Origin of the sequence: Nostoc sp. TCL26-01, from assembly GCF_013393945.1 — a bacterium.
GTDB lineage: Bacteria > Cyanobacteriota > Cyanobacteriia > Cyanobacteriales > Nostocaceae > Trichormus.
The window spans coordinates 5,522,563-5,536,608 of sequence record NZ_CP040297.1 but is presented as its reverse complement, the minus strand read 5'-3'; the positions used below and the strand labels follow the sequence as shown (position 1 = coordinate 5,536,608).

Annotated in this window: 13 protein-coding genes and 1 tRNA gene; 7 read left to right on the top strand and 7 right to left on the bottom strand. The window is 41.5% G+C overall.

Features of this window, described 5'->3' with window-relative positions:
- Positions 1-39 precede the first annotated feature (39 nt).
- Positions 40-888 carry an alpha/beta fold hydrolase gene (locus tag FD725_RS23890; RefSeq protein WP_179050454.1) on the top strand — a complete coding sequence of 283 codons (849 nt, stop codon included), beginning with the start codon at positions 40-42 and terminating at the stop codon, positions 886-888.
- A gap of 82 nt (positions 889-970) precedes the next feature.
- On the opposite strand, the gene yidD is transcribed toward FD725_RS23890, so the two are convergent.
- Positions 971-1,219 (bottom strand): membrane protein insertion efficiency factor YidD, encoded by a 249-nt coding sequence (gene yidD / locus FD725_RS23885; RefSeq protein ID WP_179050453.1) that lies wholly within the window; start codon positions 1,217-1,219, stop codon positions 971-973.
- Positions 1,220-1,281: 62 nt separating this feature from the next.
- Here yidD and FD725_RS23880 point away from each other — a divergent pair, with 62 nt between their 5' ends.
- Positions 1,282-1,989, top strand: a complete 708-nt coding sequence (locus FD725_RS23880; protein ID WP_179050452.1) for a diacylglycerol/polyprenol kinase family protein — start codon at positions 1,282-1,284, stop codon at positions 1,987-1,989.
- A 95-nt stretch (positions 1,990-2,084) separates the two neighbouring features.
- Positions 2,085-2,156 (top strand) — tRNA-Gln (locus FD725_RS23875).
- 94 nt (positions 2,157-2,250) lie between these two features.
- Here FD725_RS23875 and FD725_RS23870 read toward each other — a convergent pair.
- Positions 2,251-2,730, bottom strand: a complete 480-nt coding sequence (locus tag FD725_RS23870) for a hypothetical protein (protein WP_179050451.1) — start codon at positions 2,728-2,730, stop codon at positions 2,251-2,253.
- Between the two features lie 239 nt (positions 2,731-2,969).
- Between FD725_RS23870 and FD725_RS23865 the strand changes: the two genes are divergently transcribed.
- Positions 2,970-4,271 (top strand): hypothetical protein, encoded by a 1,302-nt coding sequence (locus tag FD725_RS23865; protein WP_179050450.1) that lies wholly within the window; start codon positions 2,970-2,972, stop codon positions 4,269-4,271.
- Between the two features lie 79 nt (positions 4,272-4,350).
- Here FD725_RS23865 and FD725_RS23860 read toward each other — a convergent pair whose 3' ends face one another.
- Positions 4,351-5,496 carry a SpoIID/LytB domain-containing protein gene (locus tag FD725_RS23860; protein WP_179050449.1) on the bottom strand — a complete coding sequence of 382 codons (1,146 nt, stop codon included), beginning with the start codon at positions 5,494-5,496 and terminating at the stop codon, positions 4,351-4,353.
- 799 nt (positions 5,497-6,295) lie between these two features.
- Here FD725_RS23860 and FD725_RS23855 point away from each other — a divergent pair.
- Complete coding sequence (locus FD725_RS23855) at positions 6,296-6,766, top strand: tetratricopeptide repeat protein (RefSeq protein WP_179050448.1); 471 nt, start codon at positions 6,296-6,298, stop codon at positions 6,764-6,766.
- 317 nt (positions 6,767-7,083) lie between these two features.
- Here FD725_RS23855 and FD725_RS23850 read toward each other — a convergent pair whose 3' ends face one another.
- A complete protein-coding gene (locus tag FD725_RS23850; RefSeq protein WP_179050447.1) occupies positions 7,084-7,545 on the bottom strand; it encodes a hypothetical protein in 462 nt (153 codons plus the stop codon).
- 273 nt (positions 7,546-7,818) lie between these two features.
- On the opposite strand from FD725_RS23850, the gene FD725_RS23845 reads away from it, so the two are divergent.
- Together FD725_RS23845 and FD725_RS23840 are read left to right on the top strand one after the other, a co-directional pair.
- Positions 7,819-9,054 carry a DUF3466 family protein gene (locus tag FD725_RS23845; protein ID WP_179050446.1) on the top strand — a complete coding sequence of 412 codons (1,236 nt, stop codon included), beginning with the start codon at positions 7,819-7,821 and terminating at the stop codon, positions 9,052-9,054.
- Between the two features lie 80 nt (positions 9,055-9,134).
- Positions 9,135-11,153, top strand: coding sequence for a family 10 glycosylhydrolase (locus FD725_RS23840; protein ID WP_179050445.1), 2,019 nt, complete (start codon positions 9,135-9,137; stop codon positions 11,151-11,153).
- A 79-nt stretch (positions 11,154-11,232) separates the two neighbouring features.
- On the opposite strand, the gene FD725_RS23835 is transcribed toward FD725_RS23840, so the two are convergent.
- The 3 genes from FD725_RS23835 to FD725_RS23825 form a co-directional block, all read right to left on the bottom strand.
- On the bottom strand, positions 11,233-11,502 hold the full coding sequence (locus tag FD725_RS23835) for a hypothetical protein (protein ID WP_179050444.1): 270 nt from the start codon (positions 11,500-11,502) through the stop codon (positions 11,233-11,235).
- A 675-nt stretch (positions 11,503-12,177) separates the two neighbouring features.
- Positions 12,178-12,855 carry a response regulator transcription factor gene (locus FD725_RS23830; protein WP_179050443.1) on the bottom strand — a complete coding sequence of 226 codons (678 nt, stop codon included), beginning with the start codon at positions 12,853-12,855 and terminating at the stop codon, positions 12,178-12,180.
- A gap of 41 nt (positions 12,856-12,896) precedes the next feature.
- Positions 12,897-14,009 carry a sensor histidine kinase KdpD gene (locus FD725_RS23825; protein WP_179050442.1) on the bottom strand — a complete coding sequence of 371 codons (1,113 nt, stop codon included), beginning with the start codon at positions 14,007-14,009 and terminating at the stop codon, positions 12,897-12,899.
- Positions 14,010-14,046: the final 37 nt, after the last annotated feature.

Here is a 14,046-nt window from a genome sequence, read left to right as displayed (position 1 = left end):
CTAATCACCACAATTTTTGACAAACTCTAGGATAATAACGTGTCAATAACAGAACATAAAATAACAGTAAATTCTTTAGAATGGTTTTATCGAGAATCTGCGCCCATTGGTCGGACTGATTTGTTACCTGTGTTATTACTGCATGGGATACCATCACAAAGTTATGGCTGGCGCAATGTAATGCCAGCTTTAGCTAGTCAAGGAACAAGAGCGATCGCACCAGATTGGATTGGTTCTGGTTTTTCTAGTAAGCCGGAAAAACGCGACTTTGCCTACACGCCTGAAACATACATTACAGCCTTGGCAGACTTGATTCAAGCTTTAGAACTGGAGCGTTTTTCTCTGGTCGTTCAGGGATTTTTAGGCTCTGTTGGTCTACAATATGCCCTACGCCATCCCGAAAAGATTGCCAACATAGCAATTTTAAATACCCCAATTTCTACCACTGCCAAATTACCTTGGAAAATTAAACAAATGGGTCTACCTTTGGCAGGGGAAATGATGACTCAAGATCCCTTACTAATTGACCGAACCTTAGAAGGTGGTAGCCGTTACCGCATTGAAGACCAAGATTTAGATGTGTATCGCAAACCATTCTTGAAAACTTCGGCGGTAGGACGAGCGCTGTTAGCCACCATCCGCAATATACAATTGCCAGAAGCCATGACAGAAATTACCTCCGGTTTCTCACAATGGCAACAACCAATCCTCGTTCAATGGGGGATGATAGACCCTTGGTTACCAATAGAAGTAGCTGAAACCTTTACCAAAACAGTCCCCAATGCCGAATTAGTCAAACTCAACAACGTCGGTCACTACCCACAAGAACATTACCACAAAACGATTTTAGAAGACCTTTTACCCTTCATGCGTCGTGCAGGAGAGTGACCAACTCCTTTGTGTCTCTGTGCCTTTGTGGTTAAATAATTCTTTTGTTACCACAGAGACACAAAGTTAAAACAAATTTCTCTCAATGGTCATGTTCACAAGAATCGTCTTTCAGCACAACTTCTGGGACAGGATCATAACCACCGGGATGGAAGGGATGACAACGTAGGATGCGGCGAATTGCCATCCATCCACCACGTAAGATGCCAAATCTTTCAATTGCTTCTATGGCATACATTGAGCAAGTTGGTTGAAAGCGACAAGTCGGGGGATATAGTGGCGAGATAAACATTCTGTATCCTTTGATTAACCAAATAAATAATTGCTTCATGAGAGTCGCCTAAATCTTATAAATTGGTAACAAAGGTAAAAATCTTCTATCTTGTAACATCTTTGTTGAATCTATTTTCTGATTTAATCTCAACTCCTCCTCTGTGGCTGCAAATTTCTCTGGTTGCAGCTTGGGTATCTTTTATTTTAGCGATCGCTGGAGTCGTCAATCACTTTGCCACTGACGACTCAGAAATAGTCCGCAAAATTGTGCATATTGGGGCTGGTCATGTCATTTTAATTGCTTGGTGGCTGGATATTCCTGCTAGTGTGGGTATTGGGGCTTCAGTGGTTGCCAGCATTGTGACGCTGTTGTCTTATATTTTTCCGCTTCTCCCTGGGATTAATAGTGTTGGCAGACGAAGCTTAGGAACATTTTTTTATGCTGTCAGTGTGGGTATTTTAGTCGCTTGGTTCTGGCACATAGAGCAACCGCAGTATGCAGCGATCGGCATGATGGTGATGGCTTGGGGTGATGGATTAGCAGCATTAATTGGGCAACGATTCGGTAAACACAAGTATAGAGTTTTCGGAGCGCAAAAAAGCTGGGAAGGCTCCTTAACTATGGCTTTATTCAGCTATTTGGTCTGTAGTCTCATTTTACTTGGTGTCATCGGCAATGTCTGGCAAACTTGGACTGTCTCACTCATCGTTGCTGTTGTCGCTACTAGCTTAGAAGCCTTTTCTTTTTTGGGAATAGACAATTTAACTGTTCCTATTGGTAGTGCCGCTTTAGCATTCGCATTACTGCAATTCTGGCCACTGCAATAAGCACAAAATGAGTAGTGAGTCATTAGTCAAAAATATTTTTCTAAATACTTGACACAAACCCTACAGAGCCTGCTATATTTATAAAGTCGCAATGTTGGGGCGTAGCCAAGTGGTAAGGCAGCGGGTTTTGGTCCCGCCATCCCTAGGTTCGAATCCTAGCGCCCCAGTTTTATTAGAATAACTACTATTCTTGACTAAGCTTAAATTGGTTGTTGTGTTGAGCTTTGCTCCAACCGACCTACAACTTTTTGTTTGCACCAACTATTTCTCCGGTGACTTTAAGGCTTGATCTAAAACCTGTCTAGCTTGTTCTGCCTTGCTACGTGCTTCGTGGTAACGTAAGTTGGCTTGAGCAAAATTTTTCAGAACTTTAAAGCCTTCCTTGAGACGGGTAATCTCTTCTTCTGTCACCGACTGATCGGAAAACAACACATCAACAGCTTTACGAATTTCTAAAGCTTCAGTACGTGATTCTTGTACCTTTAATTTGAGAGTAGCGAGATTACTCAAGACTTGTACAGCCTGTGTAACAGCATCTTCACCACTACCAGCATCAGCAGGTGGCTCTTTTACTTCAATCAACTGTTGAGGGCCAAATCCTTCTTCTAGTTCCGTAGGCAGTGTCCCAGCATCAATTAGTTCAACTAACTGATCCATCGCTTTTTCACGGGCTTTGGCTGAATCTTTCCCAGGAACCGTGAGGATAACTTCTGGGCTTTGAGCTAGTGTGTACTGAACCATATTAGATGCAGAGAATTTGCTGATTAACCAAGCCTAAGTAATTATCCTAACATAATGCTGGAAGAAGGGAGTGAGGGAGTGAGGGAGTGAGGAGACAAGGGGACAAGGAGACAAGGGGACAAAGCAAATGACTAATGACTATTGACTATTGACCAATGACTAATGACTATTGACTATTGACCAATGACTAAACTTTATACTGAAGAAAGGGGAAAAAGTTTTAATAGGAGAGGAGAGCAATGACTCCCAATCCCAATATCATGCAAGCTGTAGAAAAACTGGGTTATCGCGTCACTGTGGGTGATGTGGCAACTCAGGCGGGATTGAATTTAGCAGAGGCTAGCCAAGGGCTATTAGTTTTGGCCAGTGATGCTGGTGGGCATTTGCAAGTCGCGGAAACGGGAGATATTGTTTATCTATTTCCCCGGAATTTTCGAGATATCTTGCGTAATAAATACCTGCAATTGCGATGGCAAGAATGGTGGCAGAAAGTCTGGGGTGTGCTGTTTTACCTAATTCGCATTTCCTTTGGAATTTTTTTGGTGGCTTCGATTGCGCTGATTACTATAGCCATCATTATGATTATTACTGCGCTCAACTCCAGTAGTGATAATGACGATCGCAGTAGTAGTTCTGGTGGTGGTTGGGGATTTTTCTATTTTCCTGATTTATTCTGGTATTTTAGCCCCAATTACGGCACTTACTCGGAAGAACGACGACGCGATCGCTCACAACATAGTCAGTTAAATTTCTTTGAGGCTATATTTTCATTTTTATTTGGTGATGGGAATCCCAACGCCAACCTAGAGGAACGGCGTTGGCAAACAATTGCGGCGGTGATTCGCACTCATCGTGGTGCGGTAGCCGCAGAACAAATTGCCCCATATTTAGATGATATTGGGGAGGTGTATCAGCAAGAGTATGAGGATTATATGTTGCCTGTGCTGTTGCGATTTAATGGACAACCAAAAGTCAGTTCTGAAGGAGAGATTGTCTATTATTTCCCAGAGTTGCAGGTAAGAGCTAGTAAAAAACGGCAGACACCAATTGCAGTGTATTTGGAGGAATTAGCTTGGCGTTTTAGTGCGGCTAGTTCTGGACAAGTGATGCTCAGTGCTGGTTTGGGTGCAGTTAATCTTGTTGGTGCTTTAATATTGGGTAGTTTATTGCGAGATGGCACAATTGCGGCTCAAATAGGTGGCTTAGTCGCTTTTGTCCAAGGAATTTATTGGTTGTTATTAGCCTATGGCATTGGTTTTGTAACTATACCTTTAGTAAGATATTTCTGGATCAAGTGGCGTAATAGCAAAATTACTGCACGTAACCGCGATCGCCAATCTCGCGCCAGAATATTAACAAACCCCAACCCAGCTTTACAACAAAAAATTGATTACGCCCAGCAATTTGCTCAAGAAACGTTCATTAATAATGAAGATTTGGTTTACACCACAGAAACCGACTTACTCGAACAAGAAGCTGAAAATCCCAAGCAAATTGATGCTGAATGGCAACGGCGATTAGAAAGAGGGAATGAGGGATAGGGAGATGGGGAGAGTGGGGGATGGGGGAAAGAGTAATTAAGTAACTTTCTCCTTGTCTCCTTGTCCCCTTGTCCCCTTGTCACTTTGCCTTAATTGGTGTTAACGCGACACCACGATAGTAATGTCCTAAGATTTGCAGGTGATTAACGCCCCGTAGAGCTAGATTATAAGCTCCCCATTGGCTCAGGCCTAGACCGTGACCAAAGCCTAAACCTTGGAGGGTAAAGCTACCATCTGCACTTCGGCTGACATTAAAGCGGGTACTTCTGAGCTTGAGAGCTGTACGCACTTCTTCGCCTCGCAGTATTTTTGTGCCTCTATCGCCGACGATTCTTAAAGCTTTGACACTGCGGAATGGGGAATATGATTCGGGAACCATATCTTTGACATTACCCACACCCGAAATTCTGGCGCTGATTTCTCCTGGAGTGAAGGTTTTTTGCCAATTGCACTCTTTAATATTTTGATCGTAGTCTTCTACAGCTCGTAAGTAGGGAAGAGAATTTCCCCAGACATCTTCGACGTTTTCGGTGTGTCCGCCAGAACAAGCGTGGAAGACTGAGAGAATGAGATTATTATTGTAGGTTAAGACTTGAGATGCAGTAGCATCGACGGCGGTGTAGGTGGCAGCAGATTCCGTACTGACTCCTGAATAAATTTGCCAGCGATCTGGACTATCCCCTAAATCGTAAACTGGGTTACGACGTTGTTGTTCTCGCTTATATAGGGCATAGGTACGAGCAGCGATCGCTTGAGCTTTTAAAGCTTCTTGTGGCCAGCTGGAGTTCATTTCTCCACCAATAACGCTGTAGAGATATTCTTCTAAATCCACCCAGTTGACAACATCTAAGCCTTTTTCAGAGGGGATAACTAGAGTTCTCCCACGATACCAGCGATCGCCAATATAAACAAATCCTTTACCCGATGGTTCAATCCAAAATAACCCTGATTGCCATTTATCTAAAGCTACTCCTCCAGGAACAGCTTGAGCATAAAAGGCACTCATCCCTGGCAATTGTCCCAGAGTGCGTCCACTGCTATCTTTCACAGTCGCCGTTGTGGAACTGCCAACTTTAGTTTGATTAACTCCCCTCTCAATGGCAACGCGCAGAATTACCGAAGCTTGTGCTGGGGCGACCAAAGCAATCCACAAGAAGATACCTAGCCACCAATGACGTACTTTAATCTGGGAAAACAGTGAGGCTAACAACAGTTTAAATTTCATGCTGATTATTTAGTCATATTAGTATCTGTTTGCAGCTCTGGACTATCGCGTCCACAACTCTATATGAGACAGTTTCCTTGAATAAAGGGTTGCTGCTTCCTCAACAATTATGCAATGTCTTTTCCATAGTCTCCAGTATACAAATCAGCATTTTTGACCAAAGCTAGGCATAATACCAATTCAAAATACCCTACAGGTAATCTTTCGCCTGCGTAGCAAAGCAAACTACAAAATTCAAAATTCAGAAAGTGAGAATTAGCAACGGTTGTATGGTTTGCATCTGTTTCTTGATTTTGCTGGATTGTACACTGTTTGAAGATGTGGTTCTTGAGAATGAGCGCATGAAAAAGCGATTTCGTTTTGGCAATTTTGAAAAACCTTGACTTGTCAGTACCTCTACACATCTTCCTCAAATTCTTGAGTTTCCGTTTTCATGAGTAAGTCATAAGATAGTCAAGAAAAATGCCAGCATACGGAAAACACTGTTTGGTTTAGGGATAATCACTATTTTTTATCATGTTTTGATGAACTATATAATTACTGAGAGTTCTTCAACTACGAATAGTCAGGTTTCGTTTTTCCAATATTGATACTTTCTCATTTGCTTACTGATAAGCGTATTTGCTGCTTTAGATATTAGTAGTATTACTTAATACCGAAAAATGCTGAGAACTGCTGAACTTGTCCCTAATATTACAGAATTTTTATCAGGAATTTAAAAATAACTTAAGCAATTTCCGAAGAAAGTTGATACCTTGTTACAAGGAGACAATTACTGATAAACAACATTTTAAAATTCATGGATTCTTCACCAATCAGCTCATTACTTGAAGACTTGAAAAATCCAGATGCTGTAGTCCGGGAACAAGCGACAAAAAAACTCTGGCGTATCTGGTTTCAGCAAAAGGGAATTTACGGACTAGAAAAAATTGACCAAAGTCAGAAATTACTTGATGCTGGTGAAACTACCGAAGCTGAGGTGATGCTGACACAATTAATTCAGGAACAACCAGACTTTGCAGAAGCTTGGAATCGTCGCGCCTTTCTTTACTACAGTATGGGCGATTATGATAAATCTTTAGCAGATTGTCAGATGGCAATCAAAATTAACTCGGTGCATTTTGGTGCGTTACATGGTATGGGTTTGTGTTACGCCGCACTAGGTAAATACACTAAAGCCATCAAAGCTTTTAAACGAGCCTTAGAAATTCAGCCTTACTCTTTGGTCAATCAAAAATTAATTTTAGAATGTACTTTCAGACTCAGTTAGGTTAAAATGCTTGCTTTTGATTTTTTAGTCTTAAGAAGAAGGTGACGAATAGAGGATAAAACTACTTACAGATAAAATGTTTCGTCATAAGTGCAAAATTTTGAGGGCTTATCCTGCATTTCTCGCAAAACGGTAGGGGCGGGTTCACGAGATATTCGTGAATAATTAAAGCATATTTATGAAACCGCCCCTACAGCCTCTGGACTTTGGTTTGAGCAATTTCATGAGAAATTCGGGTTACGTCCGTAAACCCTCATACAATATATTGGCATGGTGAGGTGGGCGATCGCCAAAACATCTGCATTCGTCAGGAAATATCAATTTTTCTTGACATAACCAACTTGCCAATTTTCCGGTTTGTTTAATTGCTGGAATTTCCCTTGGGCTATTAAACTCAGGGCAATGCGAGTATTCACATATCCTTGAAGTAAATAGTGTCCAGACTGAGATTTTATTCTCATCGTCACATCTGGTTGCAAAGGGAAAACACCTCCACAGTGATCAGATTCTCCAGGTACGCTGAGTCGGAATAAAGCATCATGGTCGTATCCTTGGGGAATCTGAAATATAGCGTAAACTTGATGCTGACCCAGCCAAGGTTGAATGACTATTTTTTGCGGCGAGGTATAGTACTTAACTCTTTTTGTCTGAATAAAGCCCCATTTACTGCTACAACTGACTATGAGCGATGGCTCCACAACATCCGCAACGTAGGATACGCCGAGAATACCCACTAAACTAAGTGCAAATAATATCTGCAATATAGTTCGTTTTCGCACTTATTTCGACCTTAAACAACACTGTTTGATATTTTAGCTGTTACATCGAGAGTGTGAGTCCATCTGCTGAAAGCAGCAGCACTTCACTTCTTGACGCTACGCGAACGCGATCGCTCAAGCATCAACCTCACATATACATCTTTGCTAGCCAGTCTAATACTAAAGTATGATTTACAACTTGAGAAATATCTTGGATACTATATTCTGACTCAAATTCAGTATAAATTAGCTACAAAATACTATAAAAAATTACATTTCTAAAAAGAAAAAAATATGAAATTATACGGAATTTATCAAACTAGCTTGGCACTGCTTGTATCTAGTGGAGTAGGACTAGTCACTTGCCAAGCCAGCAACGCAGCAACAATTTATTCTGTCCTTGATCTAGGTAGTTTGGGTTTACAGTCAAAGAATATTTTTGTCTCTGGCCTTAATAACTCAGGTCAGGTAGTTGGTGTTACTTTGGATGAATCATTCGATGGCAGAGGCTTCCGCACGGCTCCCAATAGTCCCATTAACCCAGCTACAGATTATATTGATCCCCAAAATGGTGGATTCGCTGCCCCTGCTGCTATTAACGACTTAGGCCAAGTAGTCGGTATTGTGCCTTTTGGTAATCCTGATTGGGTTTTATACGAAGCGTTTCGCACGGCTCCTAACAGTATAGTCAATGCAGCGACTGATAAACTCGGTCTTGAGTATTGGAGCTTTGCCAATGCTATTAACAACTCTGGTCAAGTAGTTGCTGGTAGTTCTTCACGTTTTTCAGGTACAAGCTCTTTCCGATTAGCTCCCAATAGCCAACTCAATGTGCAAACAGATGACATTGGCTCCCTTGGTGGTACTTATCCGGATGGCCGCACGTTTATGTACCGATACACTCAGGCTTCAGATATCAATGATTTAGGACAGGTGGTGGGTTCTTCGCTCAACACCAATTTAGAGACCCACGCCTTCCGTACTGCCCCCAATAGTTCAATTAACCAAGCTACAGACGACCTCGGTACATTAGGTGGCGCAGAAAGTAGCGCCTATGGTATCAATAATTTAGGTCAAGTTGTTGGTGTTTCAGCTACTGCTAGTGGTGAATATCATGCTTTCCTGACAGCACCTAACAGTCCAATTAACCTAGCGACTGATGACCTCGGTACACTGGGAGGTTCATACAGTTCGGCTGATGATATTAACAACTTAGGTCAGGTAGTTGGTTCTTCAACTACTGCTAGTGGTCAACGGCGTGCTTTTTTATATGAGAAAGGACGAATGCTTGACCTCAATGATCTAATTTCTCCTTCATTGGGTGTGACTCTAAATTATGCCAGAAGAATTAACGATCGCGGACAAATTATAGCTGGATTTGATACAGGGGATCTTAGCATTCCCTCACCTGCGTTCCTGCTCACACCCATAGTTTCTACTACTGCTGTACCTGAGCCATCTTTGGGGTTAGGTTTATTAGCATTCACAGCGATAGGTGGGTTAATCACGAGCAAACACGCAAAAAATTGATAAATCTAAAAACTTATACGCTACTTGCTAGGCGATCGCTATCATATTGCTAAAATCCCAGCAAGCTCACTGCAAATAACATGGTATCTACTACTACCCGGTTCTCGGATATTCAAAACCATTGGGCGCGTCCGTTTATCGAAGCTTTAGCGCAACGGCGGATTTTGAATGGCTATCCTAACGGCACTTTTCGTCCAGACAACTCAGTGACTAGGGCTGAATTTGCCGCGATAGTAGCAGCAGTCTTTCCAGGTTCGGTAAAGCGTCAGTATACTCCTTTTATTGATGTGCCAGCTAATCATTGGGCGGCTGGTGCGATTAAAAAAGCTTACGAAACTGGATTTTTGGCTGGCTATCCCGATAAAAGTTTCCGTCCTAATGAACGCATTGCTAGAGGTGATGTCTTTGTTTCTCTAGTTAATGGTTTGGACATTGCCACTAAAATTAAACCTGATTTACTAGACCAGTTACCGCAAATATATCAAGATATAGCGAGTATCCCAAGCTATGCCAGGAATCAATTAGCGATCGCCACAAGTGCAGGTTTAGTCTCTAGCTTTCCTAATCTTAAATTACTTAACTATAGTATTGCGGCTACTCGTGCTGATGTGGCTGCGATCGTCTATCAAGGTTTAGTTTACCTTGGGCAAGCACCAAAGATTGCTTCCACTTACCTAGTTGTACCACCATCTTCAACGCCAACTCCATCCAAAACTGTGAAAGTTAGCCATAGTAGGGAGTTTCGCGGCGCTTGGGTAGCTTGTGTGTGGAATAGTGATTGGCCTTCTCAAACTGGACTAAGTGTCAGTCAGCAGCAAGCGGAGTTAATTGACATTCTTAGCAGATTACAAGCGTTAAATTTTAACGCCCTGATTTTGCAAGTGCGTCCAGAGGGTGATGCTTTGTATGCTTCCCCATTAGAACCTTGGAGTGCTTGGCTGACGGGAACTCAAGGTAAAGCACCAGAACCATTTTATGATCCTTTGCAATTTGCGATCGCTGAAGCTCACAAACGTAACATAGAAGTTCATGCTTGGTTCAACCCCTACCGCGCCAAAACTAGCATCAAGGGTTCACCTAATGTTAGTCCCCACATAGCCATAACTAACCCAGAAGTAGTTTACCAATGGGGTAATCAATTGTGGATGGACCCAGGCGCAAAAGTTGTTCAAGATCGAGCTTACAATGTCATCATTGATGTTGTCCGTCGCTATGACATAGATGCAATTCATTTAGATGACTATTTCTATCCCTATCCCATCCAAGGTAAACCCTTTCCTGATGACAAAACCTACGCGGCTTATAAAGCAGCTGGTGGTGGACTGAGTTTAGACAATTGGCGACGGGAAAATGTCAATCAAATGGTGTTGCGTCTGTCTCAAGGAATTAAAGCCACAAAATCTGACGTTAAATTTGGCATTAGTCCTTTCGGGATTTACCGCCCTGGACAACCATCAGGAATTACTGGTTTGGATGCCTACGATGTATTGTATGCTGATTCTAAAAAATGGTTAGAGCAAGGCTGGATAGATTACATCGCACCTCAACTCTACTGGCGGATTGACCAAACTAAGCAGAGTTATCCTGTGTTGCTCAAATGGTGGACAGAAATTAACCCTCAGCAACGCCATATTTACGCGGGTAATAATCTGGGACAACTGGATGGTAAAGCCTGGAAAAATGAGGAGATAGAAAAGCAAGTTAAAATTAGCCGCAATCAAGCTGGAGAATTATCGCTAGGAAATATCTTCTTCAGCGTGACTTCGATTATGGAAAATCGTCAAGATATTTCCGCGACTTTCCAAAATTCACTCTACGCCAAACCAGCACTAGCACCGATTATGCCTTGGCGTGAGACAATACCACCACCACCACCGAAAGAACTCCAAGTCAACAACCGGAAACTGAGTTGGCAACCAGGTGATAATCAGCCTGTGCGTTCTTGGACACTTTATCGTCAAAGTGGTGATACTTGGACTTTACAACGCATCTTGTCTGCCGGCACAACCTTCGCTACAGTCCAACCAGGAACTTATGCTGTATGTGCCGTAGATAGGTTAGCAAATGAAAGTCAGGGTGTAGTTATTAATGTTAGTTAAAAATTTGGGTATTGCCTAATTTTTCATACCAGATGTAGAGATGTAGAGACGTAGCACTGCTACGTCTCTACAAGATTTTTTAACCATTACAAAAGTCATCAACTCTGATATCTCGCCAAATATCAGAAACTTGCCATCCTGAGTTACCCGCAGATTGAACTACGGGATTATCGCGTAAGGGAATATAGTTGGGTTCTCTAGTATGAAAATATGGTTCTGGTTGTTCTTCTAATGTTGGTTCGGGAATATCAATATTCTCACCCAGAGAATTTTGTTCTTCCGTTTCCTCCATGAGTTTGATTTTTTTCAAAACAAGTTTTTCTGATTTTTTGATTAATCGTATATCCATGAGATTTTCTATGCCTAATAAATTGACAAAAAAAAGAATAATCTAAAGATTGATTCTGAAAGAAACTACTACAGTTCTTCAAGAATCTTGAGGAAGATCAGCAAGAAGCTTTTATATTTTTCAGTGTGACAAAAAATACCAAGGACTAACTAGAATACACTAAATCACAAAAAAATAAAACTTGTACACTAAAAAATCTCTAGAAAATAAAATTAGCCTGAGAAAACAATTGAACAGAATTCAGGAATCAGAAGTCAGAATTCAGCATGAATTCGTCACTGATAAACCAGAAAGTATTTTATCTTACTTTTTGATGGTTTAAACAAAAGTGGGAAAAATAAACCAAAATTGCAGTGACTAGTACTCTGGGACTTACGCAGTGTCACTAAATTTTCTGGCTTTTTTGTCAATAGTCAATAGTCAACGGTTTATTGGTTGAGTCCGTAGTCCTATATTGTGTCAAGTCAACGAAAGCAGCGTATTAGCTTGATAAACTACTGATGGCAGTCATGATAATTACGTAATGAGGGGGCTACCACTGCACTCCCAAGGGAAAGTTTGCAAGGTATATTCTTAATTGAGCTATAACTTGTCACATTTTCATCAAACATTACGTGAGTGATCGCTTGACAAAACTGCGATCGCTTTTTATTTTGTAGCTCATCATGGTCAGTATTAGGGCGCGCTAGGTTTAATTAACTGTTTTTGTAAAGCGACAACAACAGCTTGAGTGCGATCGCTGACTGCTAATTTATGTAAAATAGTGTGAACATGAACTCTGACTGTGCCGGGACTGATGTATAATAATTTCGCAATTTCTTGGTTGGTTTTACCAGTGGCTAACAGGGATAAAATTTCTAACTCACGCTGAGTTAGAGGGTTAGCAGATTTGGGCAGAGGATTTTCTAGTGTTGGTAACTGACTAGATTCAATGGAGGAGCGAATTTCTCTAGTTGCAGTTTCATCCCACCAGGAAGCACCAGCAGCGACAGAACGCAATGCTAAGACTAATTTTTCGCCAGCAATCCCTTTCAAGCAATAGCCTTGAGCGCCTGCTTCAATTAATCTAGAAATTAAATGTTTTTGTGCATGAGAAGTTAACACTAAAACGGGTAATTGTGGATTTCTCTGTTTAATTTGTCTACAAGCTTCAATCCCACCTATACCTGGCAAGCCTACATCTAAAAGCACCACATCCACAGGGTTTTGATTGATTAACTCAATAGCTGTTTCCCCATCTTCAGCTTCAGCAATAATCTCCAAATCCGTCTCTTGTTGTAATCGTACCCGTAAGCCTAAGCGAAAGAGTTCATCATCTTCGACTAACAGAATTTTGACAAGCGTATAAGGCATTTTATAATTCGTAATTCGTAATTCGTAATTTGGGGATTAGCTTAGTTGTGAGTTGTGATTATCTCTAGCCTCTCAGAAGAAACGGGTAGCTTGAATGCAAACATTGCTCCACTGGGAATTCTGTTTTCTGCCCAGATTATACCGTTATGGGCGGCAATAATTTGTCGGGATAAATAAAGCCCTAATCCTGAACCTTTAGCTTGACGGCTGCTGTGGCCTTGATAGAATCGTTCAAATAAGTGGGGAAACTCTTCTGGCTGGATACCTGCACCTGTATCTAAAATTTTGATGACTTGATAGGAAGTTTGAGGTTCTAAAACCACTTCAACGCGATCGCCCCGGCGACAATGATTGATAGCATTAACTAGGAGATTATTTAACACTCGTTGCAATTGTAGAGCATCACCTTGCACCCACAACGCCCGTCGCCAGTTAGAATCACCGTAGTTAAAGGAGATATGTACCCGCCGATTAGCAGCTAACTCTGTGAGATTACTAGCCACCTCTTCTGCTAAACTAGTCAAATCTACAGGAATTAAATCTAGTTTGATTCCTTCTGTGTCGTTGCGGTAAATATCTAACAAGGTTTCTAAAAGTTGCAGTGAAGTGACGTGACTGCGGCTCATCGTGGCTAAAACTTGCTGCTGTGGTGGTGAGACAACACCAAATTTTTCTTGTTGAAAAGCTTTGATAGTTTCAATTGCACCCAACAGTGGTGTTTTTAAATCATGGGTGAGGGTAGAAGCAAAGTCTTCCCGTAGTCTGACTAATTCTTCTTGAGATTCTAACTTAGCACGAGTCAGAGCGATCGCCGCTTGAGATGTCCGCAGGCGATCGCTTAAAATACCTGTAACGATCAATGCCATAGAAGCGATCGCTCGATTAGCAACTGTGGAAGGTTTAGTTAATTCACCCCCTGGTAACCAAATATTCAAAATCGTTAAGCATACAGCTATAACAGTCGCTAGCAAAGTGCCAACTCGCCCAAACCAAGCATTTGCTAATAAAATTGCCCCAGAATAAAGATAGCCAAACACATAGTCATTCGGCGTTGAATACTCCATCAATATCACGCCAATAAATAGCCCGAAGATGATTGAAAATCTGCTTAAATGTGATTTATAAGCCAAGAAATTATCCTTTAAAGAAACCATGTCATCTTACTAATAACTAATGACCAATGACCAATGA

What these genes read in the sequence shown, in the direction of transcription:
- yidD (WP_179050453.1), bottom strand. Translation starts at nt 1,219, where the DNA reads ATGAAGCAATTATTTATTTGGTTAATCAAAGGATACAGAATGTTTATC.
- FD725_RS23870 (WP_179050451.1), bottom strand. Translation starts at nt 2,730, where the DNA reads ATGGTTCAGTACACACTAGCTCAAAGCCCAGAAGTTATCCTCACGGTT.
- FD725_RS23865 (WP_179050450.1), top strand. Translation starts at nt 2,970, where the DNA reads ATGACTCCCAATCCCAATATCATGCAAGCTGTAGAAAAACTGGGTTAT.
- FD725_RS23860 (WP_179050449.1), bottom strand. Translation starts at nt 5,496, where the DNA reads ATGAAATTTAAACTGTTGTTAGCCTCACTGTTTTCCCAGATTAAAGTA.
- FD725_RS23855 (WP_179050448.1), top strand. Translation starts at nt 6,296, where the DNA reads ATGGATTCTTCACCAATCAGCTCATTACTTGAAGACTTGAAAAATCCA.
- FD725_RS23845 (WP_179050446.1), top strand. Translation starts at nt 7,819, where the DNA reads ATGAAATTATACGGAATTTATCAAACTAGCTTGGCACTGCTTGTATCT.
- FD725_RS23840 (WP_179050445.1), top strand. Translation starts at nt 9,135, where the DNA reads ATGGTATCTACTACTACCCGGTTCTCGGATATTCAAAACCATTGGGCG.
- FD725_RS23835 (WP_179050444.1), bottom strand. Translation starts at nt 11,502, where the DNA reads ATGGATATACGATTAATCAAAAAATCAGAAAAACTTGTTTTGAAAAAA.
- FD725_RS23830 (WP_179050443.1), bottom strand. Translation starts at nt 12,855, where the DNA reads ATGCCTTATACGCTTGTCAAAATTCTGTTAGTCGAAGATGATGAACTC.
- FD725_RS23825 (WP_179050442.1), bottom strand. Translation starts at nt 14,009, where the DNA reads ATGGTTTCTTTAAAGGATAATTTCTTGGCTTATAAATCACATTTAAGC.